We start from the raw sequence: 25,252 nt of genomic DNA, 5'->3' as shown, positions 1-25,252 counted from the left end.
CTCTCTTTTTTTGTGGTAAAGATTATATTTTATTTAAAAAAAAGACATATACGTTATTATATACTTATGAAAGTATTTTTTTGTTAATGATTTTTAGCTAGATTTGAATTACTAATAATATATTATATGAAAAACATTTTACTCGTTGGTTTCTTAATGACCGGCCTTTTTGCCACCGCGCAGACCTATTGCACGCCTGCATTTGCTAGTGGGTGTAATGGTGGAGATCAGATAGACTCTTTTACAATTCCGGGTGCCGGATTTGATCATTCGAATACAGGTTGTTCTACTGATGCATATGGAGACTTTACCTCTATGACGATTAACCTGAATGCAGGTTTAAGCTATAACTTTAATGTTAAGCATGCATACGAAGATCAAAATGTACGCATCTGGATAGATTTTAATAATGATGGAACTTTTGATGATGCCGCTCCGGAACTTGTAGCATCTGCAAGCAGTACTTTTGTAGGAGGTGCTAATATTACAGCCGGACAGATAACGATCCCTTCTACAGTTACTCCAGGTAGCTATAGAATGAGAGTAGGAGATCGGTTCTCAGATGATCCCATTCCTTGTAATATTGATGGATATGGGGAAGCTCATGATTATACAGTGGTCATTGGAGCAGTTCCAACCTGTTTCGCGCCAACTGCTATAACGGTGTCTTCGGTTACTTCAAATTCAGCTCAGGTTGCATGGACGGCTCCGTCTTCTGCTCCCGGCAGCGGATACGAATATTATTATTCGACCTCTGCTACATATCCTTCTGCTAGTATAGTTCCGTCCGGAACAAGTACTACAGTAAGTACTGGTCTGTCTACTCTTTTACCGGCGACTGCTTATCATGTATGGGTACGCTCTGTATGTAGTGCTTCAGACAAGAGTGCATGGTCTCAGGAGGCAACATTTATGACCTCTTGTGTTTCTGTGGGAGTACCCTATACATTGAATTTTGAAAGTGTAACAGTTCCGGATTTGCCGACTTGTACAACAGCAGTTAATGACGGCGCTGGAAACATCTGGGAAACAGGAGATTTAGATGCTCAGGGATTTACAGGGAACGTTCTTAAGTATTCATATGATTCTTCCAACGATGCCAATACCTGGTTTTTTACCAATGGAATTAATCTTACAGCAGGAACTACCTACAGAATCAAATATAAATATGCAAATGCTGAAGGAACAGTATATGCTGAAAAATTAAAAGTAGCGTACGGAACTTCAGCTACAGGTGTAGGGATGACTAATACATTAGCAGATTATCCAAACGTGGTTACCAGTACTGCAACGAGTGCTTTTGTGAACTTTACACCAGCTGCGACAGGGACGTATTATTTTGGATTTCAGGCATACTCTGATGCTAATATGAATGAATTATACGTTGATGATATTAGTATAGATGTAGCACCTGCTTGTAGTGAACCTACAGCATTAGTTGCTTCAAATATTACTGCTGCAGGAGCTACAATTTCCTGGACAGCGGCCAATCCTGTCCCGGCAAGCGGATATGATATTTATTATAGTACTACCAATACAGCGCCTACAGCAACAAGTACTCCTAATTTTACAGGAGTTACAGCGATTACTTATAATATCCCTGGTTTAGCAGCTTCTACTCCTTATTATGTATGGGTGAGATCTGCATGTAGTGCTACCAACAAAAGTGAATGGAGTGATTATGTTACTTTTACTACTTTATGTTCAAGTACAGGCTTACCTTATACTATAGATTTTGAGAATGTTTCCACTCCGGAGCTTCCTGGGTGTACTATGGCTACTAATATGGGAACTGGAAACAACTGGGAAACAATGGACCCTCCTTCCGATAGTCAGGGGTTCTCTACCAATGTATTAAAATATCAATTTAATTCTTCCAGTTCTGCCAATGCATGGTTCTTTACTCAAGGATTGAGCCTTACAGCAGGAGTACAGTATACAATTAGCTATATCTATGGAAATAACTCATCAACTTTTGTTGAAAAGCTAAAGGTAGCATACGGAACGTCACCGGTTGAGTCAGCGATGACTAATTCTATAGCAGATTATCCTTCAATTGATGATGCTACCGCACATACAGCGACGATTACGTTTACAGTTCCTACAACCGGAGTATATTTCTTTGGATTCAATGCATATTCAGATGCAGACCAGTATAATTTGTATCTTGACGATATAAATATCACCAACGAAAATCTGGCAACATCTGAAGTGGCCAAAGTGAAAAATAGCATTCAGGTATATCCTAATCCATTTATAGATGTATTGAATATTTCTGATGTTAAAAACGTGAAAAATGTATCAGTAACAGATGTTACAGGAAGATTAGTAAAAACTATTGCAAATCCTGAATCTACCATACATTTAAGAGACTTAATGCAAGGTGTTTATTTAGTAACTTTAGAAATGAAAGACGGTTCTAAACAGACTATCAAAGCCATAAAAAAATAATTCATCATTTAAATAAAAAGAAAAAGACGGGTTATTTATAATCCGTCTTTTATTTAGAGTGGTATTTGTTTTGAAAATTAATGAATAAAAAAAGATGAACGGATTATTTCGTTCATCTTTTTATTTTATGCCATGATCATTACTTATAAGGAACAGGCTGTATCTCTCCTTTGTTCATAAGGTCAAAAACAGTGGGGAAGAACATTACTAATATAAAGTAGACGATGATCATGAGGACTATCAGTGCGAAAAGAATGATCACTAAACTATTTGGTCTGTTTTTCTTTTTTGGTTCCATGATTTTGTAATATTTGGTGAATAAATTAAATCTATACCAAACATTAAGCTAATTTCTTGCCACATTTCTTGCAATACCTTGCATCATCATCAATGTCATCATTTCCGCAGCGATCACATATGACTTCCAGGTTTTGTCTTTTATTTCTCATTTCTGCCGTGACGATTCCAGTGGGAACTGCAATAATGGAGTAACCGGCCAGCATCAGGATGACAGCAAAAAACTTTCCTAAAGGCGTGATAGGAGATACGTCACCATATCCTACAGTGGTTACTGTGACAACCGCCCAGTAGATCGATTGCGGTATCGTTTCAAATCCCTGCCTTCCGCCTTCTACCATAAACATGAGTGATCCAACGATAACTGAGAAAATAATGAGGAATAAAAGGAAAATATAAATTTTTCTGGAACTGTTCTTCAAAGCCCGCACAATAAGATAGCCGTCATTCATGAAATCCAGCAGGTTGAATATTCTGAAGACTCTTAGCATTCTCAGCATTCTGAAAATCAGGAAATACTTTGTAATAGGAAAGAAAAAGCTGAGGAAAAAAGGAACCAGAGCCAGAAAATCAATAATTCCGAAAAAACTGAAAATATAATTCCGTTTGTTTTTTATTACGGTAATTCGCATAGAATACTCGATGGTGAAAAAAATAGAGATCACCCACTCAAGGATCAGGAATGTATAATGGAACCTTTTATCAAGCTTAGGTACACTTTCCATCATGATGATGGCAGTACTGGCAAGAATTAAAGATAATAATATGATATCAAAAAGTTTTCCGAGCCTCGTATCAGAGCGGTAAATGATCCGGTAAAGGAATCTTTTCCAAAGACTGTCTTCAGGAATAAGATTATGTTCTCTTTCCATTTACATAAGGTTATTTCAAAGCGAAGTTAATAATTTATAAAGCGAAAGGTAAATATATAACTGTTAAAAGGATTTTACAAATATTAAAATTTTCTTTAGAGTTTTGGTAAAATTAATATCTTCGCTGTAACCGTAAAATATAAATTAATGAAGCTAAAAACTGTAATTGCAAAGATAGAAGAGGAAATAAGTATCAGACAGGCAGAAGATTTTGATAATGTAGGACTTTTGTGTGGTGTTTACGATCGTGATGTATCAGGCATTCTGGTTTGTCATGATGCGTTGGAAAATGTTGTAGATGAGGCAATTGAAAGAAACTGCAATCTGATTGTATGCTTTCATCCGATTATATTTTCCGGATTAAAATCTCTAACAGGGAAAAACTATGTAGAAAGAGCTGTTTTAAAAGCTATTGAAAATAAAGTGGCTATCTACGCCATTCATACCGCGTTTGATAATGATTTCTTTGGGGTAAATCATGGAATTTGCAGTCAGTTGGGATTAAAGAATATGAAAATTCTACAACCGAAAGAAAATAACTTGAAACAACTGACGGTTTTTGTTCCGAAAGATTACTCAGAAAAAGTAAAAGAAGCGATGTTCTCGGCAGGAGCAGGAAATATAGGATTTTATGACGAATGCAGCTTTACAGTCAATGGTAACGGAACATTCAGACCGACAGAAGGTTCCAATCCATTTTCCGGACAGCAGAATATTCGCGAAAATGCAGATGAAGATATGATTTCTGTGATTTTTGAAGACTACAAGCAAGGGCAGATTGTAGGGGCTATGAAGACCGCACATCCTTATGAGGAAGTTGCCCATCAGGTATACAGTCTGGATAACAAAAACCATCATGCCGGGTTGGGAATGTATGGTGATCTGGAAGAGGAAATGGATGAAAAAGATTTCCTTGGATTCGTGAAGGAAAAGTTTGGTCTTGAGGTGATAAAACATTCTTCTTTTAATCATAAAAAAATCAAAAGAGTAGGGGTTTTAGGAGGTTCAGGAGCCAGTGGAATACGATCTGCAGCAGCCAAAAAATGTGATGCCTATCTTACGGGTGATCTTAAATACCACGACTATTTTTTAGCAGAGTCTAAAATGTTGATTTGTGATATAGGACATTATGAGTCAGAACAATTTGTTGCTCAACAATTATTTGAAATTTTGTCACAAAAATTTAGTACATTTGCAATTTCAAAATCTATTGAAAAAACAAACCCAGTAAATTATTTCATTTAAATATGGCAAAAACCAACGATATTTCAGTTGAAGAAAAATTAAGAGCTTTATACGATTTACAGATCATTGATTCAAGATTGGATGAAATCCGAAATACTAGAGGAGAATTGCCAATTGAAGTTGAAGATCTTGAAATTGAGATTGAAGGTCTTGAAAAGAGAGCTGAAAAATTTCATGCAGACATTAAAGATCAGGACGATCAGATCAAAACAAAGCATGAAGTAATCAACCATGCAAAAACTTTAATTGATAAATACAAGTCTCAACAGGATAATGTAAGAAACAATAAAGAGTTTGAAGCATTAGGAAAAGAAATGGAATTCCAGGATCTGGAAATTCAACTTGCTGAAAAAAGAATTAAAGAATTCGGAGTTAAAATTGCTCATAAAAACGAAACTTTAAGTGAACTTACTTCAAAGATTGACGATTTGAAAACCCACTTGAAATTCAAGAAAGAAGAGCTGGATGGTTTGATCTCTGAAACTCAGAAAGAAGAAGAATACCTAATAGAGCAGTCTAAAGAATATGCAGGTAAAATTGATGAGAGATTACTGGCTTCTTACAACAGAATCAGAACAAGCTCTATCAACGGTCTTGCAGTAGTAGGATTAGAAAGAGGAGCTCCGAAAGGATCTTTCTTCACAATCCCTCCTCAGAAGCAGATGGAAATCGCTCAGAGAAAGAAAATCATTATTGACGAGCATTCAGGGAAAATCCTTGTAGATGATGAGTTGGTAATGGAAGAAAATGACAGAATGAAAATGGTAATTAAATTCTAATTACTGATTTTAAATCATACAAAAGCTGTTTCAGAAATGAGACAGCTTTTTTTGTACACTCAATATAGAATAATCAATAGGAACGGGCTTTAGCCTGTTTGCTTATAAAAATAATCTCTATCCTTTGGCTAAAAAACCCATAAAAAAACCGCTTCGTTTTGAAGCGGTTGTATTTTAGTTATTCACGATGATCATACATCTTATTATACAAAGCAATAAACTTCTCTTTTACCGCTTTTCTTTTCAGTTTTAAAGTTGGGGTAAGCAATCCGCTTTCAATGCTCCAAACCTCAGGAGTAAGCTCAATCTTTTTGATTTTCTCCCAGTTTCCGAGATGCTCGTTGATTCCTTCAATTTCTTTTTCTATTCTTTGCTTTAGTTCTGCGCTTTTTGCAATCTCTTCCGGTGTGGAACCTAAATTCAGATTGTTTCTCATAGCCCAGCTTTTTGCAAATTCAAAATCAGGTTGTACCAAGGCACATGGCATTTTTTCACCATCACCCACTACCATGATCTGTTCGATGAATTTTGATGCTTTTGCTAAGTTTTCAATGGTCTGAGGGGCAATATATTTTCCACCGGATGTTTTGAACATTTCTTTCTTACGGTCTGTGATCTGTAAAAACCCTTCACTATCGATATGTCCGATATCTCCGGTTTTGAAAAACCCATCTTCTGTAAAAGCTTCTTTGGTCATTTCATCATTTTGGAAATACCCTTTGAATACAGATGGCCCTTTTACTGTAATTTCACCATCTTCCTGGATTTTTACCTTTAAATTATCCAATGGGACACCTACCGTTCCCAATTTCATCTTATCAAAGCTGTTCACAGAAATTACTGGGGATGTTTCTGTTAAGCCATAACCTTCCAAAACAGGAATTCCAGCATTCTGAAATATTAAGTTAAGTCTCGTAGACAATGCCGCAGATCCTGAAACCAGCGTTACGATTTCACCACCTAAACCTTCTCTCCATTTAGAGAATACAAGCTTATCAGCAATGATTTCCTGAAGTCCCGATGGTTTTGAAACGGTTTTCTTTTTACTGATTAAATTTAAAGCCCAGAAGAAGATTTTTGATTTCAGTCCTCCGGCAGAAGATCCCGTATTGTAAATTTTATCATATACTTTTTCTACCAGTCTTGGTACTACAGTCATATAATGAGGCTTCACTTCTTTTACGTTTTCACCCATCTTTTCGATGCTTTCAGCAAAATAAAGAGAAAAACCATTGTACTGATAAAGGTAAAACAGCATTCTTTCAAAGATATGGCAGATAGGGAGGAAGCTCAAAGCCCTTGCATCCTTATAATCTAATCCTCTTTTCTTTGGAATCCTTGGAACAGATCCCAGTATATTAGAAACAATATTATTATGGGTAAGCATTACTCCTTTAGGTCTTCCGGTAGTTCCGGAAGTATAAATGATAGTTGCCAGATCTTCTGTATTGATCGCATTGGAAAGATCATCTACTTCAATTTGTGTAGATTCGTCTTTACCCAAATCAAGAATTTCTCTCCAGTTAGCCGCTCCGCTGATGTTATCAAAAGTAAAGATCCCCTGCAGACTTGGGATATTATGTTTTACCTTCATGACTTTATTCAACAATTCCTTATCAGAAACAAAACAGTACTGAATTTCGGCATTATTGAAGATAAATTCATAATCTTCCGGAGAAATACTTGGATAAACCGGTACTGAAACGACTCCGATCTGAGAAATACCAAAATCCATAATAGCCCATTCCGTACAGGAATTGGTAGTGATCAAAGCAATCTTATCACCCGGTTTTATACCTAGCTTCAGTAATCCTCTGGATATCTTATTTCCTTCATTAATAAACTCCTGTGTAGAAGTTTTTTTCCATTCGCCTTGATATTTGGTAACAAACATATCCGTTTTAGGAAATTTCTCTAAAGCGTAGTGTGGAATATCGAATAATCTCTTGATCGTCATGATTTTTTAAGCAATTTTTAAAGAATTTTAAATATAAGCATTTTTTTAATTCAAAAAATTGAATGTTGTGAATTCAAGATTATTTAAATGCTTAACATATTAATTTAAAATCCGGTACGGAAAATAGATTACTTCCTTATATCTTCTCAACTACTCATTTAGTTCATCTGCTATTTTATTGAAACATATTTTTACTCATCAATGGAAAGCTTTATTTCCCTGTTTTTATCAACCCAACCAGCAAGGAAGAGGATAAGCGCCATGAGAATCACAAAAGATATAAATAAAACTTTGACAGAATCGGGTGGAGGAGGCCCAAATGTATTGGAAATCGTCACAGCCACAAGCAATACGATCAATCCCCAAAGTCCCCATTTACCTTTCTTATTCTTTGCAGTGGTTGTGGATGTATAGACAAACAAACCTCCAAAAAAGATAAGAAATTCAATAATGAGAGTAGCAGCAATATGATTCCATAGTCCGAATCCCATTTTATAATTGCCGAATGGGGTAATGGGCAGATCTGTTGTGTGAACGATCAAATCAAAGAACCAATGGCTGAGAACACATAAACCAATGACCACAGCGCTCCTGATATCTTTTTTTATTAAAAAATAAATGAATGCAGCAAGAATACCCCATATAATCCCCATCAAAAGGCTGTGGGTGTATGGAAAGTAAAGAAAATCGTATGCATTCATCTTAGTATATCCAGGAACAACTGCTACTTTTCTATATTAAAAATGAGCATAAAAGGCCAGAGAATGTCTACAAACTGAGTGGCTGCAAATAAGGTAACTAATGAAATCTTTGGCGCTATTTTTTTGGCAGCAAATGATAAACCGAAATGTCCTATAAACATGATTGTGTTGTTTTTACGTTTAATAATGGACACAAAGTTAGAATATAGAAGAAGGTATACACTTGATAAAAATCAAGAATTACATAAGCTGTTTTTTTCTTATCCTGCTAAAAGTTTCAGGTGTCATTCCCAATATGGAAGCAATATATTGTAAAGGAACCTGGTTAAATAACTCTTTGTTGCTCTCAAAAAAGGAATTGTATCTCTCCTCTGCAGACATCGATAAATGGCTGAAAATTCTATCCTCCATATAAGTAAGACATTGTATGATGAAATTCTTTTCCAGCTCATTCCATGTCGGAACTATATTGATGATTTTACTATAGTCACTGTGGTTGATAAAATAAATTTCTGTATCAGACAATGCTTGAATGGTCCATCGGGATGGATTTTTAAAATAGAAACTTGACAAGTCTGTTCCAAAATATCCTTTGGTCGCAATCCATTGGGTAATTTCCTTATCATCTGTTGTTGTAAAGACTCTCAATAATCCAGATTGAATAAAACATAATTTATCACATTTACTTCCGGCTTTTAGAAAGTTATCTCCCTTTTTCAAAATCTCTGATTTGAAAAGTGAACTTATCTGATGCAGTTGTTCCGGCTGAATAATTTTAAAATGAGATTGGATATAGTGTTCAAGTTCTGTCATCACGCAGGAATTAAAATATTCATAGACCAAAGCTACACATTAAATCAATACTTTATATGCTTTGTGCTTTCAACCAATAGGTTGTTTTTTGTCATATTTGTGCAGCCGGATAATTAATAATGGGCGATTACCAATTCTATTTTCAGATTTCGTTAAAAAGTGTAAATTTACGGCTATCTAATTATTTTTTTTATGGACTTTAATTTATCGGAAGAACAGCTGATGATTCAGCAGGCAGCAAGAGACTTTGCACAGAACGAACTATTACCTGAAGTTATTGAAAGAGACCGTGACCAGAAGTTTCCTGCAGAGCAGGTGAAGAAAATGGGAGAAATGGGACTTTTAGGAATGATGGTAGATCCAAAATACGGCGGTGCGGGTATGGACAGCGTTTCTTACGTGCTGGCAATGGAGGAGATTGCAAAAGTGGATGCTTCTGCAGCTGTTGTAATGTCTGTAAACAACTCTTTGGTTTGTGCCGGTCTTGAAAAATTTGCTTCTGAAGAGCAAAAAGTAAAATATCTTACTCCTCTTGCAAGCGGACAGGTAATCGGAGCGTTTGCTTTATCTGAGCCAGAAGCTGGTTCTGATGCTACTTCTCAGAAAACAACTGCTGAAGACAAAGGAGACTACTATCTTTTAAATGGTATTAAAAACTGGATTACTAATGGTGGAACAGCTACTTATTATATTGTAATTGCTCAGACAGATCCTGAGAAAAAACACAAAGGGATCAATGCTTTCATCGTTGAAAGAGGATGGGAAGGTTTTGAAATCGGAGCCAAAGAAGACAAATTAGGAATCAGAGGAAGTGATACACACTCTTTGATCTTTAATAATGTAAAAATTCCAAAAGAAAACAGAATCGGTGAAGACGGATTCGGGTTCAACTTTGCAATGGCAGTATTGAACGGAGGAAGAATCGGTATTGCTTCTCAGGCTTTAGGTATTGCTTCAGGAGCTTACGAAATGGCATTGAAATATGCTAAAACAAGAAAAGCTTTCAAAACTGAAATTATCAACCACCAGGCGATTGCATTCAAATTGGCTGATATGGCTACTCAGATTACTGCAGCAAGAATGTTATGCTTCAAAGCAGCTTGTGAAAAAGATGCTGGAAAAGATATCTCTGAAAGCGGAGCTATGGCAAAACTATATTCTTCTCAGGTAGCAATGGATACTACTATTGAAGCAGTACAGATCCACGGTGGATACGGATACGTGAAAGAATACCACGTAGAAAGATTAATGAGAGATGCAAAAATTACGCAGATCTATGAAGGAACTTCTGAAATCCAGAAAATCGTGATCTCAAGAAGCATCGCAAAATAACATTTTATAAAACACACTATTTATTATGAAAAAATCTTTGTGGATCACCCTGGGGGTTGTACTGCTGTTACTAGGCGTATTTGTCTGGTATAAGTATTATTTTGTTTTCGGAGAAGGAGTAAAATCCGGATACCTGAACTATGCTATGAAAAAAGGCTATGTCTTCAAAACATATGAAGGTAAGCTGATTCAGGAAGGTTTTGGAAGAGGAAAAACAGGAACCATTACCAGCTATGAGTTTGAATTTTCTGTAGATGACCCTGAAATTTTCAAACAGTTGGAAACCAACAGTGGTAAAACTTTTGACTTGCATTACAAAGAGTACAATGGTGCACTTCCGTGGAGAGGAAACACAAAGTTTGTCGTAGACAAAATAGTGAATATGAAATAAAAACAAATAAGGCTCTCAAATTGAGGGCCTTATTTTACACCAAATCACAAAATATTAATATATGAAATAAAAATTTCCAACTTTACTTCTGAATTTCGCCTGATTGCGAAAATTCATTTATTTGATAATAAGCTTACCGGATGTCGGGAGTTGATCAACAATTTTATCACCCACTCCAAAATTCCCTTTTAAAATATCTTTCGGGTTTCCACTGATCCAGCTGCTGAGATCAATAGCTTCATATAAGCCATTATTAAATCCGAGAAGAACGATAAGCGTTTCTGTTCCCGTATTTTTGATGTAATGACCTGCTCCCATTGGAACATAGCCTACATCTCCTTTATTAAATTCATCTTTTACAAACTGCCCCTCAGCCAGGAAAACGCCCATTTCTGCCTTCCCCTGAATATAATACTGCCATTCGTCAGCATTAGGGTGCCAATGCAGTTCTCTTAATCCTCCCGGTTCTATTTCGAAAATACTTCCGGTAATGGTTTTCGCAATCTCAAATTCCTTCTGGGTAACCACTCTTTGTACCCCGCCTCCAGGAACAACAATAGGCTGCTGAGCTCCCAGTGGATAACGGTGCTTTGAAACCAGTGAAACTTCATTTTTTGCAGAAGCCAGCCCGGAACGGATATCCGGAAGCTCACATTGTGCAAAATAAGCTTCGCCCTGATGCAGCTGCTTTACTTCATCCACTGTTAATCCTAGGTTCTGGGCAGCAATTTCTGCCGGAACACTCGAGATAAAATCGGTGATGCTAAAGGTATGGTCTTCAGAAAAATCACCGTTGTCAAAAATTAATATAAAATGACAGCTTTTACTGCTGATACATTGCAGCACATGGCCATAACCTCTTGGAAAATACCACACATCTCCCGGATTAAAAATATCAATAAAAACATTTCCCTGCGGATCGATAACGGTGGTCCGCATCTGTCCTTCCAAAACATAGCCCCATTCTGCAGCATTGGCATGCCAGTGAAGTTCACGAATAGCTCCCGGTTCAAGATGCATGCTGACTCCGGCAAGGTTTTGAGAGGCTTTGAATTCTTTTACAGAAACTCCTCTTGTAATTCCACCGGGACCTAGCCTGGGCTCCTTTTTTTCTAACTCATACTTAAAATTAGGGAGTTCTTTATTCATGAGCCGATGTTTTGATGATTAATATTTTGATAAATTTAAAAATAAGAATTTATCTAAAATTACAAATATTATTAAAAAAATATTAAAAAATCCATCACAATGATGGATTGATGTTTAGTTGGTGTCATTGTTAGGAATATTTTTCTTTTTCTTTTTGAAAAAATAATATCCAATACCCGCAATAAGTAATAATGGCCACAATGGAAGGATAAACAGGAAAATGGAAGTGATAACGTCCCAACCTGATTCTATGGCTGCCAATGATTTTCCACCGAAAGTGGTAGGTTCTTTTTCTGTTTCAGCCTTGTCTGCAATATTGACATTGATGTTACAGATTGTATTGTCTGCATAAGTACGCCCTGAAACCTGTATATCTTTCGTGTCAATATCGTTTACATTGCTGCTAATGGCTTCCATTAATCCATCGAAATGCTGGATAGGAACTTTGATGTCAATACTGTATATTTTTTGATTCTCTCCATGAGGGCTGGCAGACTCAATATAAGAAAGATTTTCACTTTTAATATAGCCGTTATTTTTGTTGGCTTCTTCCCGGATAATTTCCTTTACCGTTTCCGCATTATCTGCTCTTATAACAAGGTATCCTGATTTTACCATTTTATCTTTCGGCATATTCAGTTCATAGCTGTCGTTTTTAGGCTTGTCTTTATAAATGATTTTGGTTTCTTTAATAACCTTTGGAGCTGCAGCTTTCACAGCAACCTTTTCAGATTTTTTTTCTACAGAATCTTTTTTCTCTATTTTGGATTCCAATTTTGTAGTGGCAATTTTCTCAGATAAAGAATCTACCATTTTTGAAGTATTTTCTATCTTCTGCTGAATGTCGTTTTTGGTATTTTCAAAATCTTTTATTTTAATATTGGCAGAATCCAAAACTTTGCCTGCTGTTTTGTTGACATTATCAATAGCTTCGGTAGCAACTGTGGCAGCGCTGTCAGCTGTATTGAGAGCTTCACTAATTTTACCTTGTGCAGCTTCTGGTTTCTTACACATAATGAAAGTGCTTGATACAGCAACGAGTAATATGAACTTTTTCATAACATTAATTTTTTTGATGAAGTAAAATTAGAAGGGAAGTTCTTGTAAAGATTGTAAATAGACTGTATTGTGCTGGTAAAATAGTAACTGTTATACTTTCAGTGTTTTGTATTTGTTTTACAAATGTTTTACAAAGCGTTTTATTAATTATTTATCATCCATCAGAAAAAATTCAAATTACTTTCAATCTAAAATTTGCTTGGCTTAATGATTTGCCTGATATTTAAAATCTCAATTAATTTTTTATTGAATATTCTTACTCCATTTTGATTCAAATGGTTTGTATCATAAAAATACAGTGAATCAGTAAGATTCATTATTTTATTAAAATTATAGTATTCGGAATAATTTCTCATTTTTTCATCGAAGTATTTATTATTAGAATAACTTGAGTATAAATCATGAGTTACGGGTGCATATACCAATATTAATTTAATATTTCTTTCTTTAATTTTTGCTAAACAGTTTTCAAAAGCTTCAATTTGTTTTTTAGGGATAATGATTTTTTGAATAGATTGCTTTAATGGTTTATTGTAATAGGCCATTTCAGCTTCTACAAAGCCTCCTTGAATATAAGTATCCTTAGCATTTTTGATAGGTTCCTTATATGATTTATTTAAATTAAACAAATCTTTGTGTAGTGCATAAAACAAAGTGTTATATGTTTTGATATGGTTTATTTTCAACGCCATTTTGCAAGAATGTAAGTCATTTGTATCATTAGCAATAATATCTAAAGAAGATTCCACCCCATCAGAACAAAGTGTGAGTGGATTGACTTCAAAAATTATCAATTTAGGATGTATTTTATCTAAATATCTTTCCAGAAGAGTTAATGTTTGAATTGGGGTCTGAGCACTGGAACCTAAATTGAAAGAAGTAAACCCTTCTTTTTTGAATATTCTATTGTCAAAACCTCTATAGGTATGTGATGAACCCAAAAATAAAATATCAATACTGTCAATTTGCTTGATTTCTTTTAAACGGGTATACATGTGACCGTATGAGCCCATTTTATAATTTATATTCGGTTTTAAAAATGGAGGTATATATTCTACCCATAGCGTTATAGCAAATAAATAAAATATCAGATTATATATGGTGAATATCACCAGGTTATATAGAAATTTCTTCATAGTGTTTTCTAAAACTGAAAATAAATAAATGGAGTTTCCTGGGTTTGCATAAACATTCCGATTGCAAAAATTATAAAAGCATATACCAACCAGCGAAAAGGCTTTCCAAGCTTTATTAAGTCAAGTTTTTCTAATGCATAACTTCCTTCTCTGCCTAACCATTCAATTGTTATAAAAATTACCAGTAAGAAAACAGTTGCATAGGGTATGGATGGCATAGTAAAAAATGGTTTCTTGAAAATACCGCCTATATACTCAAAAGCGTGGCTAAGGGAATTTGCACGGAAGAATATCCAGCAGAAAGTAGTTAATATAAAAGTTGAAACCAATTGAAGTACTTCTTTTAAATTGGGGAAATATTTTCCTTTTGCCACAATTTCCATATTATTCCTGTTGGTTTTCATAATAATTGAGGGCATTATAAATAAAGCATTGATGCCTCCCCAAAAAATAAATGTCCAATTCGCACCATGCCAAAAACCACTTACTAAAAAGATGATAAAAGTATTTCGGATTCTCATCCAGATACTTCCTTTATTTCCTCCAAGAGGAATGTACAAATAGTCTTTGAACCAGGATGATAATGAAATATGCCATCTGCGCCAAAATTCAGCAATATCTCTAGAAAAATAAGGAAAGTTGAAATTTTTCAATAATTCTATTCCTAATAATCTTGCAGAACCCAAAGCAATATCTGAATAACCCGAAAAGTCACCATATATCTGAAATGTGAAGAAAATTGCCCCTAATAAAAGATTGCTTCCACTTTGGTGTGCACTACTATTAAAAATATCATTGGCGAAAACTGCACAATTATCAGCAATAACAATTTTTTTAAAAAGTCCCCATAATATTTGTCTTATCCCGTCAACTGCTTTTGCATAATTAAATTTTCGTGGCGTTTCTAGCTGTGGGAGCAAATGGGTTGCCCGTTCAATAGGACCTGCAACTAATAATGGGAAAAAGCTGACAAACAGGGTATAGTTTACCCAATTATAAGATGGTTTAATTTTATCATTATAAATGTCTAATACATAAGAAAGCCCATGAAATGTATAAAATGAAATACCAACCGGAAGAATTATCTGTAAGGTAGAATAATGTATTTGAAGTCCGAAGTTTTTTAATAGTTCACCAAAAGTATCTATAAAGAAATTATAATATTTAAAAAAACCAAGAAATCCCAAATTGATTCCAATACTCAAAAAGAGCCATATTTTTTTCTTTAATTGGGTTTTAGCTTCATGGATTATAATTCCGGAAAAATAATCGAGCCCCGTAGAAAAAGCTAGTAAAAATACAAAACGCCAATCCCAACAGCTATAAAAATAATAGCTGGCTGCTAACAACATGATGTTCTGCCATTTTAGCGATTTGTTATTCAGCCACCAATAAAGCATAAAAACGACTGGAAAAAATATAAGATAGTTTAAAGAATTAAAAAGCATTTTTATTTATGATATATTAAAATTTTTAGCTTTAATGGTTCTTAGTTTGCAATTAATTAAGATTGTTTAAATCAAGATAAAGTGAGAAAGGTCAAATGGGTTAGATTTATGCATATAGTATTCAATCTTTCAAAATCTCAGCTTTATTAATTAAAGTAGAAGACGTATATGAAGCATTGGCTTCTCTGTTTTAAACTTTTCCTCAAAAGAATTGGGATTAAATCAATTAAAAAAGTACCTTAGATTTTCCTTGTTCAAAATTATTTCTTTCCTTTAAACAAAGCAAAAAAACAAGGTATTACTTATGTATTACACGTGTGTTATATGTGTAATATAAGTACAGTACATGAGCGTATTTTTATTGTATATGTTGGTTTTTTATATGAAATAAGTTCTCTGTAGAATAATGAAATGTGTTTTCAAAGTGATGAAAAATGCTTTTCTCTTAGATAAAATAATGATGATTATATGATATAAAAAAATCCGCAGAAATTTTCTACGGATTTATATTTTCAACGATTTCGCCTTTTCGCGAGGTTGTCTGTTTATTTAATTTTCTTTGAACTCACTGATGAAATGCAGCTTCACATTCGGGAATTTCTCCTGTGTCATATGAATCGTGAATGATGAGTCTGCAAGAAATACCAATTGATCGTATTTATCTCTCGCAAGGAATCTCTGCTTTAATCTTGCAAATTCTTTGAACTCTTCAGATTTCTCATCAGCTTCTACCCAACATGCTTTGTGCATGGATAGAGGTTCATAAGTACATTTTGCACCATATTCATGCTCAAGACGGTATTGGATAACTTCGTACTGAAGGGCTCCCACAGTTCCAATGATCTTTCTGTTATTCATTTCAAGGGTAAACAACTGTGCAACTCCTTCATCCATCAGCTGATCGATACCTTTTGCCAACTGCTTAGCCTTTAGCGGGTCGCTATTGTTGATATAACGGAAATGTTCAGGAGAGAAGTTAGGTATACCTTTGAAGCTCAGTTTTTCTCCACCTGTAAGCGTATCTCCGATTCTGAAATTTCCTGTATCATGTAAACCAACGATATCACCAGGGAAACTTTCTTCTACCACCTCTTTTTTATCTGCAAAGAATGCGTTAGGAGACGAGAATTTCATTTTCTTACCTTCTCTTACCAATAAATAGTTTTCGTTTCTTTTGAATGTTCCTGAAACAATCTTTACGAAAGCTAGCCTGTCTCGGTGTTTAGGATCCATGTTCGCATGAATTTTGAATACGAATCCTGTGAAAGTTTCTTCTTCAGGTTTTACCAGACGGGTCTCACTTTCTTTGGGCTGTGGCATTGGAGCAATGTCGATGAAAGCATTCAATAATTCACGAACTCCAAAGTTATTTAAAGCAGAACCGAAGAATACAGGCTGAAGATCACCATTCATATAATCTTCACGGTTAAACTCAGGATAAACGGATTGAATAAGATCAAGTTCTTCTCTTAAAGTTATTGCTGCTTTTTCACCAATAACATCATCAATAGAAGTGTCATTGATATCATCAAACTTAATAGAATCTCCAACTTTCTGTTTTTTCTCTTCTAAGAATAACTGAATGTTGTTTTCCCAGATATTATAAATTCCCTGGAAGTCGCTTCCCATACCAATTGGAAGAGAAAGCGGACAAACCGTTAATCCCAATTTTTGTTCTACCTCATCCAATAGATCGAAAGCATCTTTACCCTCACGGTCCAATTTATTGATGAAAACCAACATCGGAATGTTTCTCATTCTACAAACCTGAACCAATTTTTCAGTTTGTTCCTCAACCCCTTTTGCAACGTCAATCACTACAATTACAGAATCTACAGCAGTTAGGGTTCTGTAAGTATCTTCAGCAAAGTCTTTGTGACCAGGCGTATCGAGAATGTTGATTTTGTGGTCTCTATATTCAAAAGCCAATACGGATGTCGCTACAGAGATCCCTCTCTGTCTTTCGATTTCCATAAAGTCGGAGGTAGCTCCTTTTTTTATTTTGTTGGATTTTACCGCACCTGCTTCCTGAATAGCACCCCCGAAAAGAAGTAACTTTTCAGTAAGAGTTGTTTTTCCGGCATCCGGGTGGGAAATGATCCCGAAGGTCTTTCTTTTTTGTATTTCTTTGATTAAGTCTGACATATCGTATTTTGAAGTTGCAAAAATCGGGATTTTTTGCGAGGTTTTCAAATAAAATATGTATTAGATCGAAGAGTTTGTAGAAGGAAAGGCTTGAAAGGAGTGGAGATCAGATTTAAATGTGGGAAATGAGAATTGAAGTAATTGCGGAATAAATCTTTATTATTTATGGCTTTAATATCTACTTATAGATTTTTTTTCATCATAAAAAAGATATTTCATAATAGGTGTGAATTATTTTAAAAACAGATATTGAAGATTGTGAAAATTACTTTATAATTGCACAATTAAAACACAAAATTTCAAATGATGAATAAAAATAACTTCTACAGTTTAGGAGGGAAATTATGCCTTTTTTTATCTATTTTATTGGTGTTTTCATGCAATCGTGAAGACAATATTTACCCAAGTTCTAAAAATAAAAATGAAACAATTCAATCTTCACCGTATAATAGTTTTATTACCTCACCAGTAGATCAATTGTATCTGCTTTGCCCGGAAGGAGATATGGTTTGTCATAATAATATGAGTTTAACCATAGCAACTGCTCAATATTTTAAATCCTTAAACCCTGGTACTGCTGCCTTAGGAAGCTATAACAATATTTTCTATACTACAAGAGACTATCTTGCAGATCATAACTTTTCTGATGAGGCTAAGTCATTTCTTTCAGATAAACTCAATTTTTTAGCAGAATGGAAGCAGCAGCAGGATAATTCAACTCCTGAAAAACAATTGGAAAATCTGGAATTTATACATTCATCATTAAAGTATTTTATTCAAAATCCAGATACAACAAACGAACAGTTTAAAGCCTTGTTTATGTAAGCTTCACAAGGAAAGATAGTTTTGCCTTTATCAACTTTAGATTCTATGATCCGGAACTTTCCGGAATGTAGAATCTATATTCATTGTATGTTATTCATAGCTATGGATTGAAAATAAGAAATTCCTTTTTTAGTTGCCTGTAGCAGTCAAAAAAATTATCTTTGTTTTTAATAAACTTTTACAGAGAAAGGATGGAAAATAGCAAATATCCGAAGTTTACCTTCACATGGATTGGCGGTGTTACTTTGGTGGTTGGATTATTCGTAGGAACAATGGCTGTTTCTTTATTCAGCACTTTTTGGAAAGTTGTTTTCAAGGAAAATCTTGAGCTTAAAGATTGGTTTTTAATGGTAGCAAATTCCGTAGGATTCGTTACTGCTATTGCCTTCTTCGATTTCTTTATTGTAAGACGTACCACTGAGAAGAAGCTTAACTTCAATCTGTCATCAGTGAACTTCTCTACCTATCTCCTTATTTTTCCAATGATGGTGGGGATGATGTTTATTGCAGAGTTTATTGCTGCTCAGATACCCACTACAGGACCTTTTTTTGGTGATTTTTATGAATATTTTATTCAGTTGATGAGCCAATTGACGGATAATCCGGTAGTCATGATTATCATGACGGTAATTATGGCTCCTATTTTTGAGGAAATTATTTTCAGAGGGATTATCCAGAAAGGGTTGATTAATAAAGGAGTAGAGCCATGGAAGGCGATTCTGTATGCCTCTATTATTTTCGGAGTGGTTCACGGAAATCCCTGGCAGTTTATCAGCGCAGTGATGCTGGGCTGTGTGCTGGGACTGGTATATCATAAAACAAAATCTTTATTGATGCCGATATTGCTGCATGCGTTTAATAACTTAACCCTGTCACTATTGGTGCTTTATGGTAAGGATGAAAGTTTTGCAAAGGTTCTTCATGTTTCAGAATGGCTGGTCCTGGCTGTTGGAATTGTACTTTTCTCTTTATTTTATTATCTTTTTATGAAAAAGTATAAAGTACATTATGCTGAAATGTAAGGAACCTGGCTAAAAAAAGTAAAATTGAAAATGAATATAGAAATGGAATTATTAGTAGCTACACACAACGAACATAAAAAAGAAGAAATTCAACAGATCCTGGGAAGTGATTGCGTTGTGAAAAGTCTTACCGATTACAATATTCACGAAGAAATTGTAGAAGATGGAGATTCTTTTCATGCCAATGCTTTGATTAAAGCTAAGTACTGCTTCGAAAAGACCGGAGTTCCAAGTTTGGGAGATGACAGCGGTCTGGTAGTAGAATCTTTAGATGGAAGACCGGGAATCTTTTCTGCCCGTTATGCCGGAGATCATGATTTTGCTAAAAATATCGAAAAGGTACTGGAAGAAATGCAGGGAATTGAAAACAGAAAAGCTTATTTTGTGACTGTTCTGTGCTACTATGATGATAATGGAGCTCAATATTTTGAAGGAAGAGTACACGGAAACCTTTTGACAGAAAATAAAGGTTATAAAGGATTCGGGTATGATCCTATTTTTGTTCCTGAAGGATATGAAAGAACCTTTGCAGAAATGGATCCGGCAGATAAAAACAAAATCAGCCACCGTAAGCAGGCATTGGACCTTTTCATGGATTTTTTAAAAGTGACTGATTAAGTTTAAATATCACGGTGAAACACCCATTTAGATTTTCTGTCGTACATTTGTTATAATAAATTATTGATTTGAGTACTTATTTAACAATATTAGGCTTTAACTCCGCTATTCCAACCATCAACACATCACCTACAGCCCAGCTGCTGGAAATGGAAGAAAGACTCTTCCTGATCGACTGTGGAGAGGGTACGCAGGTACAGCTGAGAAAAGCAAAAGCAAGATTTTCAAAAATCAATCATATTTTTATTTCCCATCTTCATGGGGATCATTGTTTCGGGCTTCCGGGACTTATTGCTTCTTTCCGCCTTTTAGGAAGAGATACCCCGTTGCATGTCTATGGTCCGAAAGGAATTAAGAAGATGATGGAAACCATTTTTCAGATTACAGAAACCCATCGTGGTTTTGAAGTGGTTTATCATGAATTGGATAAAGATTATTCTGAAAAAATATATGAAGACAACAGGGTAGAAGTATATACTATTCCGCTGGATCACAGGATTTACTGTAACGGTTACCTTTTTAAAGAAAAGCCGAAAGACAGACATCTTAATATGAAAGAAATTGCCAAGTACAGCGAAATTGAATCCTGTGATTATCATAATATAAAAGCAGGGAAAGACTTTGTACTAAGCGATGGCTATGTTCTTAAGAATGAAATTCTGACTGTTGAACCTGCTCCGTCAGTATCTTATGCATTTTGTAGTGATACCCGTTATCTTGAAAGTCTTATTCCGATTATTAAGAATGTAACGGTTCTGTATCATGAATCCACATTTTTGCATGATCTGAAGGAAATGGCTGATTATACAGGACATACTACGGCATTGGAGGCGGCAACAATTGCTCAGAAAGCTCAGGTTGGAAAGCTGATTTTAGGACATTTTTCCAATCGATATGGTGATCTGACCGTGTTTACCGATGAAGCAAGAAAGATATTTCCCAATACATTTTTACCAAAAGCATTGGAAAGTGTAAAGATTTAGAATGAATATGCTGAAATTTGAAGAACTCAGAGATTTTCTCAACGAAAAAGCAGATCAGTACAACGCTCCTGATTTTATTGAAAATGATCCTATACAGATTCCCCACCGTTTTTCCTTAAAACAGGATGTGGAAATTGCAGGATTTCTGGCAGCTACGATCTCCTGGGGAAACAGAAAATCGATTATTAATTCTGCAGATAAGATGCTTGATATTATGGGAAATTCTCCCTACGATTTTGTGATGAATTATTCAGAAAAAGATCTGGAAAGTATTCAGGATAAAAGCATTCACAGAACTTTCAATGGACAGGACTTTTCCTATTTTATCAGACAGTTCAATAGGATTTATAAAGAAAATGAAAGCCTGGAAAGCTTATTTGAAGTAAAAAACTCAGAAAATAATTTTCTCCATGCGATAGAAAGATTCAGAAGTGGATTTCTGGAAACAGAAAAACACAGAAGTCATAAACATATCAGTTCACCTTACAAAAACTCTTCTGCCAAAAGGATTATTATGTTTCTGAGGTGGATGGTGCGTAAAGATAAAAGAGGAGTAGATTTTGGAATCTGGGAGAATATAGATCAGAAAAACCTTTCCATTCCTTTGGATGTGCATACCGGAAATATCTCCAGGAAATTAGGATTGGTTTCCAGAACTCAGAATGACTGGAAAACAGTAGAGGAGCTGGATATTGCCATTAGAAAATTTGATGCAGATGATCCTGCGAAATATGATTTTGCATTGTTTGGATTAGGCGTAACGAAAGAACTGTTGTAACAATATAAAGGATGAAAAAATATAACGAAAAAGCAGAAGTTCTTGAAAAGATAGCAGACAGTATTACCTCGTGGATAGGATCTATTCAGTCCCTGATCGTACATACGTTGCTGTTCCTTACTTCGTTTTTGCTTCCAATGCTGAACATTGTAGATTTTGATAAAATGCTTCTGATTCTTACTACGGTACTTTCTCTGGAAGCTATTTATCTGGCTATTTTTATTCAGATGTCAGTCAATAAAAGTCACGAAAAAATTGATGATATCCAGGAGGATATTGAAGACATTCAGGAAGATATTGAGGAAATCAGTGAGGATATTGAAGAGATCAGCGAAGACATTGAAGAAATCAACGAGGATATAGAAGATATTCAGGAAGACATTGAAGAAATCAGTGAAGATATTGAAGAAATCAGTGAAGATATTGAAGAAATCAACGAGGACGAGGAGGATGAAGATCATAATGAAAGAGCAAAAAATGTAATTCTGAAAAGTAATGTGACTTCCAATAAAAATGAAATAAAAGGGTTAAAAGATATCATCTCACAACTGCAGAATGAGATCGATCAATTGAAAAAAGAACAATAAAATAACTGAATTATTTTAACAAAATGTAAACAGATCAATGGTATTGGTCTGTTTTTTTTTAGATATAATTTAAATTTTAAATAATTATGGAAAATGTAACAATAAGAAATAAAAGTTGTGAATGTGGATGTTTATTTTTGAAATAGTCATATTGAAGGCTGATTTAGTACAATTATTTTTGCTACATTTGAACAAATGAAAACAAAATGTTAATCTATAGACTAAAAAACTATTTTTTCCTTTTTTCTTTTTTATTGATTTCTGTTGCTGCATATTCTCAAACGAAACCTGTCAGAAAATCAGAAAAGATAAAACCTTCTACAGCCAGTCTTAGAGCTGGTGCATTTATAGATGTGAATGTTCCTCCTTATACTCCGTCCAACTACACCCCGGAGCAATTGGTGAAAAATATTCTGATCAATGGTGGTACGAATTGTACGACAGCCAATGTGACGAATGTTACTGTATCTCCTAATCATGATGTGACTAATAACAACAGATTTTGGGGATATTTTCATAAAGGGACAACCAGTTTCCCTTTTACAGATGGGATCGTTCTGACTACAGGATACGCTTCAGAAGCTGGTAATAGCTATGTATCAGCGGTTGGACAACCAGTAGGGACAGGAAGTGACGCAGACCTTGTAACAGCTACCGGAGCTACGGTTAGCTTAACGGATGCAGTATCTCTGGAATTTGATTTCGTTCCGAATTCTAATCAGGTAAAATTTAATTACATATTCGTTTCCGATGAATATACTTCCAACTATCCTTGTACAGGGTATTCTGATGCTTTTGCATTATTGTTAAAGAAAGTTGGAGATCCTACTTATACTAATCTTGCCATATTACCGGGTAATGCAGGACCCGTAAGTGCAACCAATATCGTTCCTGCAGGGAATGGATTCAGTTGTGGGCCTATCAATGCAAATTATTTTGGAGCTTTGGCGAATCCGCATTTGGTTATTAATTATTTCGGAAGAACAACCCCTTTAACAGCTGTTGCAGATGTAATTCCTGGGCAGACTTACCATTTCAAAATGGTATTGGCAGATGCAAAGGACCCTTCTCATGACTCTGCAGTATTTCTGGAAGGAGGATCTTTTGATGTGGGGATTAAGATTGTAGATGAAACCGGTGTAGTATTACCTGGCAGCATCAATATGTGTGACAATACACCAAAACAGCTGAAAGCACAAGTAGCGGCAATTCCGGGAATGACTTATCAATGGTACAAAGATGGAGTAGCTATTCCGGGAGCAACCAGCGCTATTTATATTGCAACCCAACCAGGAGTATATACTGTAAAAGTAATGGTTCCGGGTAATCAATGTCCTAGTGAAGCAACCATCACCATTATCGGAGGAACAAGTCCTACCGTACAGAATGCTGAGCTTAAACTCTGTACAACACCTACGCTCAGTACCTTTAATTTAGAAACAGCAAAACCTTTGATCAGTACTACGCAGGGAGCGGTATTCCGTTTTTATGCAAACCAGGCTGATGCGCAGGCTCAAAATAACAGTTATATTACCAATCTGACCAGCTACACGGGGACAGATGGACAGATACTATATGTACTGGTTTCCAATGGTGCTTTCTGTAGCAAAATTGCAACCTTAACATTAAGAAAAGAAGAAACTCCAACAGCCTTAGTTACGGCTCCGAGATTAAAAATCTGTGCTGGTGAATCTGTATTGTTAACAGCTACCGGTGGAGTGACCTATCAATGGAGTGATTCTTCAAGCACCACAGGGGGAATAAGAACTGTAAGTCCTACTCAGACAACTACATATACGGTATATGCTATAGGAGCACAAGGGTGTAAATCTTTACAGCCGGCACGTATTACGATTGAAGTAGTACCGGCTATTGTTTCGAACTTAAAAGGAGGTCATATCTGCCAGGGAGATAAAATTATCCTGGATGCAGGTTCAGGACCTGGATATACCTATCAGTGGAGCTCGGGTGAAACAAGCCAGAGTATTACCGTAGGGACTCCGGGACAATACTCAGTAATAATCAGCAATGGAGTATGTTCAAAAGAGTTCAAAACACAGGTGATCAAAGCGGTGATTCCTGAAGTAACAAAAGTAGATTATAATGACAAAGGAACCATGATCCTTACCGCTAGTAATCCTAGTAATGGTATATTGGAATATTCAATAGATAACGGGGTTACCTGGCAGCTATCAAATATATTTAACAATGTTCCTAAAAATAAAGTGATTGCTATCAGAGTGAGAGTTAAATATACAAGTTGTGTAGGTTTCCTTGAATTCTTTACATTCGTTATGAAAAATGTCATTACTCCAAACGGGGATAATCTTAATGATATTATTGATTTCAGTGGAGTGATCAACTATAAAGACTTCAGTGGTCAGGTCTTCGACCGATACGGAAGAGTAGTATTCAAGGCAGAGAAGATGACACCGTATTGGGATGGATATTTCCAGGGTAAGAAACTGCCTACTTCCACCTATTGGTATCAGGTAACCTTCGAAGATCCTGCCAGTAAGGAACTTACTGTGAAAACAGGATGGATATTACTTAAAAATATTGAATAATTTAAACTATAACTGAAAGACTGACTATTTTGTCAGTCTTTTTTTATTATTTTAAAATAAACAGAGTTGATATTCTAATATAAATAAATTTGCGTTA

At 35.2% G+C, this 25,252-nt stretch carries 22 protein-coding genes; 12 read left to right on the top strand and 10 right to left on the bottom strand.

Going from position 1 to position 25,252, the window contains the following annotated elements:
• The first annotated feature begins 126 nt into the window (after positions 1–126).
• Positions 127–2,451 carry a fibronectin type III domain-containing protein gene (locus tag LF886_RS17370; protein ID WP_236850850.1) on the top strand — a complete coding sequence of 775 codons (2,325 nt, stop codon included), beginning with the start codon at positions 127–129 and terminating at the stop codon, positions 2,449–2,451.
• Positions 2,452–2,590: 139 nt separating this feature from the next.
• Here the strand turns inward: LF886_RS17370 and LF886_RS17365 are convergent, their stop codons facing one another.
• Both LF886_RS17365 and LF886_RS17360 read right to left on the bottom strand, forming a co-directional pair.
• Positions 2,591–2,749 (bottom strand): hypothetical protein, encoded by a 159-nt coding sequence (locus LF886_RS17365; protein ID WP_153816342.1) that lies wholly within the window; start codon positions 2,747–2,749, stop codon positions 2,591–2,593.
• Positions 2,750–2,792: 43 nt separating this feature from the next.
• Positions 2,793–3,620, bottom strand: coding sequence for an ion transporter (locus LF886_RS17360; protein ID WP_236850849.1), 828 nt, complete (start codon positions 3,618–3,620; stop codon positions 2,793–2,795).
• A gap of 147 nt (positions 3,621–3,767) precedes the next feature.
• Between LF886_RS17360 and LF886_RS17355 the strand changes: the two genes are divergently transcribed.
• Together LF886_RS17355 and LF886_RS17350 are read left to right on the top strand one after the other, a co-directional pair.
• Complete coding sequence (locus LF886_RS17355) at positions 3,768–4,865, top strand: Nif3-like dinuclear metal center hexameric protein (protein ID WP_236850848.1); 1,098 nt, start codon at positions 3,768–3,770, stop codon at positions 4,863–4,865.
• 2 nt (positions 4,866–4,867) lie between these two features.
• Positions 4,868–5,644, top strand: coding sequence for a zinc ribbon domain-containing protein (locus LF886_RS17350; protein ID WP_236850847.1), 777 nt, complete (start codon positions 4,868–4,870; stop codon positions 5,642–5,644).
• Positions 5,645–5,822: 178 nt separating this feature from the next.
• Here the strand turns inward: LF886_RS17350 and LF886_RS17345 are convergent, their stop codons facing one another.
• The 3 genes from LF886_RS17345 to LF886_RS17335 form a co-directional block, all read right to left on the bottom strand.
• Positions 5,823–7,601: an AMP-dependent synthetase/ligase gene (locus tag LF886_RS17345; RefSeq protein ID WP_236850846.1), complete on the bottom strand. Its 1,779-nt coding sequence runs from the start codon at positions 7,599–7,601 to the stop codon at positions 5,823–5,825.
• 191 nt (positions 7,602–7,792) lie between these two features.
• Positions 7,793–8,302, bottom strand: coding sequence for a metal-dependent hydrolase (locus LF886_RS17340; protein WP_236850845.1), 510 nt, complete (start codon positions 8,300–8,302; stop codon positions 7,793–7,795).
• Positions 8,303–8,542: 240 nt separating this feature from the next.
• The gene (locus LF886_RS17335) at positions 8,543–9,115 is read right to left on the bottom strand and encodes a Crp/Fnr family transcriptional regulator (protein ID WP_236850844.1); all 573 of its coding nucleotides are present in this window, start codon (positions 9,113–9,115) and stop codon (positions 8,543–8,545) included.
• A gap of 192 nt (positions 9,116–9,307) precedes the next feature.
• Here LF886_RS17335 and LF886_RS17330 point away from each other — a divergent pair, with 192 nt between their 5' ends.
• Positions 9,308–10,447 carry an acyl-CoA dehydrogenase gene (locus LF886_RS17330; protein ID WP_109738867.1) on the top strand — a complete coding sequence of 380 codons (1,140 nt, stop codon included), beginning with the start codon at positions 9,308–9,310 and terminating at the stop codon, positions 10,445–10,447.
• Positions 10,448–10,472: 25 nt separating this feature from the next.
• Complete coding sequence (locus LF886_RS17325) at positions 10,473–10,838, top strand: hypothetical protein (RefSeq protein WP_103234213.1); 366 nt, start codon at positions 10,473–10,475, stop codon at positions 10,836–10,838.
• A 117-nt stretch (positions 10,839–10,955) separates the two neighbouring features.
• Here LF886_RS17325 and LF886_RS17320 read toward each other — a convergent pair whose 3' ends face one another.
• From LF886_RS17320 to LF886_RS17300, 5 genes are all read right to left on the bottom strand, one after another.
• Complete coding sequence (locus tag LF886_RS17320) at positions 10,956–11,987, bottom strand: cupin domain-containing protein (protein ID WP_236850843.1); 1,032 nt, start codon at positions 11,985–11,987, stop codon at positions 10,956–10,958.
• Between the two features lie 114 nt (positions 11,988–12,101).
• Entirely contained in the window at positions 12,102–13,046 is a 945-nt protein-coding gene (locus tag LF886_RS17315; protein ID WP_236850842.1) for a hypothetical protein, read from the bottom strand.
• Between the two features lie 188 nt (positions 13,047–13,234).
• Positions 13,235–14,182, bottom strand: coding sequence for a DUF1574 domain-containing protein (locus LF886_RS17310; protein ID WP_236850841.1), 948 nt, complete (start codon positions 14,180–14,182; stop codon positions 13,235–13,237).
• 8 nt (positions 14,183–14,190) lie between these two features.
• On the bottom strand, positions 14,191–15,630 hold the full coding sequence (locus tag LF886_RS17305; protein ID WP_236850840.1) for an MBOAT family O-acyltransferase: 1,440 nt from the start codon (positions 15,628–15,630) through the stop codon (positions 14,191–14,193).
• 549 nt (positions 15,631–16,179) lie between these two features.
• Positions 16,180–17,775 (bottom strand): peptide chain release factor 3, encoded by a 1,596-nt coding sequence (locus LF886_RS17300; protein WP_236850839.1) that lies wholly within the window; start codon positions 17,773–17,775, stop codon positions 16,180–16,182.
• A gap of 303 nt (positions 17,776–18,078) precedes the next feature.
• Between LF886_RS17300 and LF886_RS17295 the strand changes: the two genes are divergently transcribed.
• The 7 genes from LF886_RS17295 to LF886_RS17265 all read left to right on the top strand — a co-directional run bounded on the left by LF886_RS17295 (position 18,079) and on the right by LF886_RS17265 (position 25,155).
• Positions 18,079–18,600 carry a hypothetical protein gene (locus LF886_RS17295; RefSeq protein ID WP_236850838.1) on the top strand — a complete coding sequence of 174 codons (522 nt, stop codon included), beginning with the start codon at positions 18,079–18,081 and terminating at the stop codon, positions 18,598–18,600.
• 191 nt (positions 18,601–18,791) lie between these two features.
• A complete protein-coding gene (locus LF886_RS17290) occupies positions 18,792–19,622 on the top strand; it encodes a CPBP family intramembrane glutamic endopeptidase (protein ID WP_236850837.1) in 831 nt (276 codons plus the stop codon).
• A 42-nt stretch (positions 19,623–19,664) separates the two neighbouring features.
• Positions 19,665–20,240, top strand: a complete 576-nt coding sequence (rdgB, locus tag LF886_RS17285) for an RdgB/HAM1 family non-canonical purine NTP pyrophosphatase (protein WP_410685068.1) — start codon at positions 19,665–19,667, stop codon at positions 20,238–20,240.
• 68 nt (positions 20,241–20,308) lie between these two features.
• Positions 20,309–21,223 (top strand): ribonuclease Z, encoded by a 915-nt coding sequence (locus LF886_RS17280; protein WP_124530340.1) that lies wholly within the window; start codon positions 20,309–20,311, stop codon positions 21,221–21,223.
• 7 nt (positions 21,224–21,230) lie between these two features.
• On the top strand, positions 21,231–22,001 hold the full coding sequence (locus LF886_RS17275; RefSeq protein WP_410685638.1) for a TIGR02757 family protein: 771 nt from the start codon (positions 21,231–21,233) through the stop codon (positions 21,999–22,001).
• A gap of 11 nt (positions 22,002–22,012) precedes the next feature.
• Positions 22,013–22,588, top strand: a complete 576-nt coding sequence (locus tag LF886_RS17270) for a DUF1003 domain-containing protein (RefSeq protein WP_236850836.1) — start codon at positions 22,013–22,015, stop codon at positions 22,586–22,588.
• Between the two features lie 206 nt (positions 22,589–22,794).
• Positions 22,795–25,155, top strand: coding sequence for a choice-of-anchor L domain-containing protein (locus LF886_RS17265; protein ID WP_236850835.1), 2,361 nt, complete (start codon positions 22,795–22,797; stop codon positions 25,153–25,155).
• Positions 25,156–25,252 lie beyond the last annotated feature (97 nt).

This window comes from Chryseobacterium sp. MEBOG07, assembly GCF_021869745.1.
Taxonomy (GTDB): Bacteria; Bacteroidota; Bacteroidia; order Flavobacteriales; family Weeksellaceae; genus Chryseobacterium; species Chryseobacterium viscerum.
This window is presented reverse-complemented; position numbering and strand designations above follow the sequence as displayed.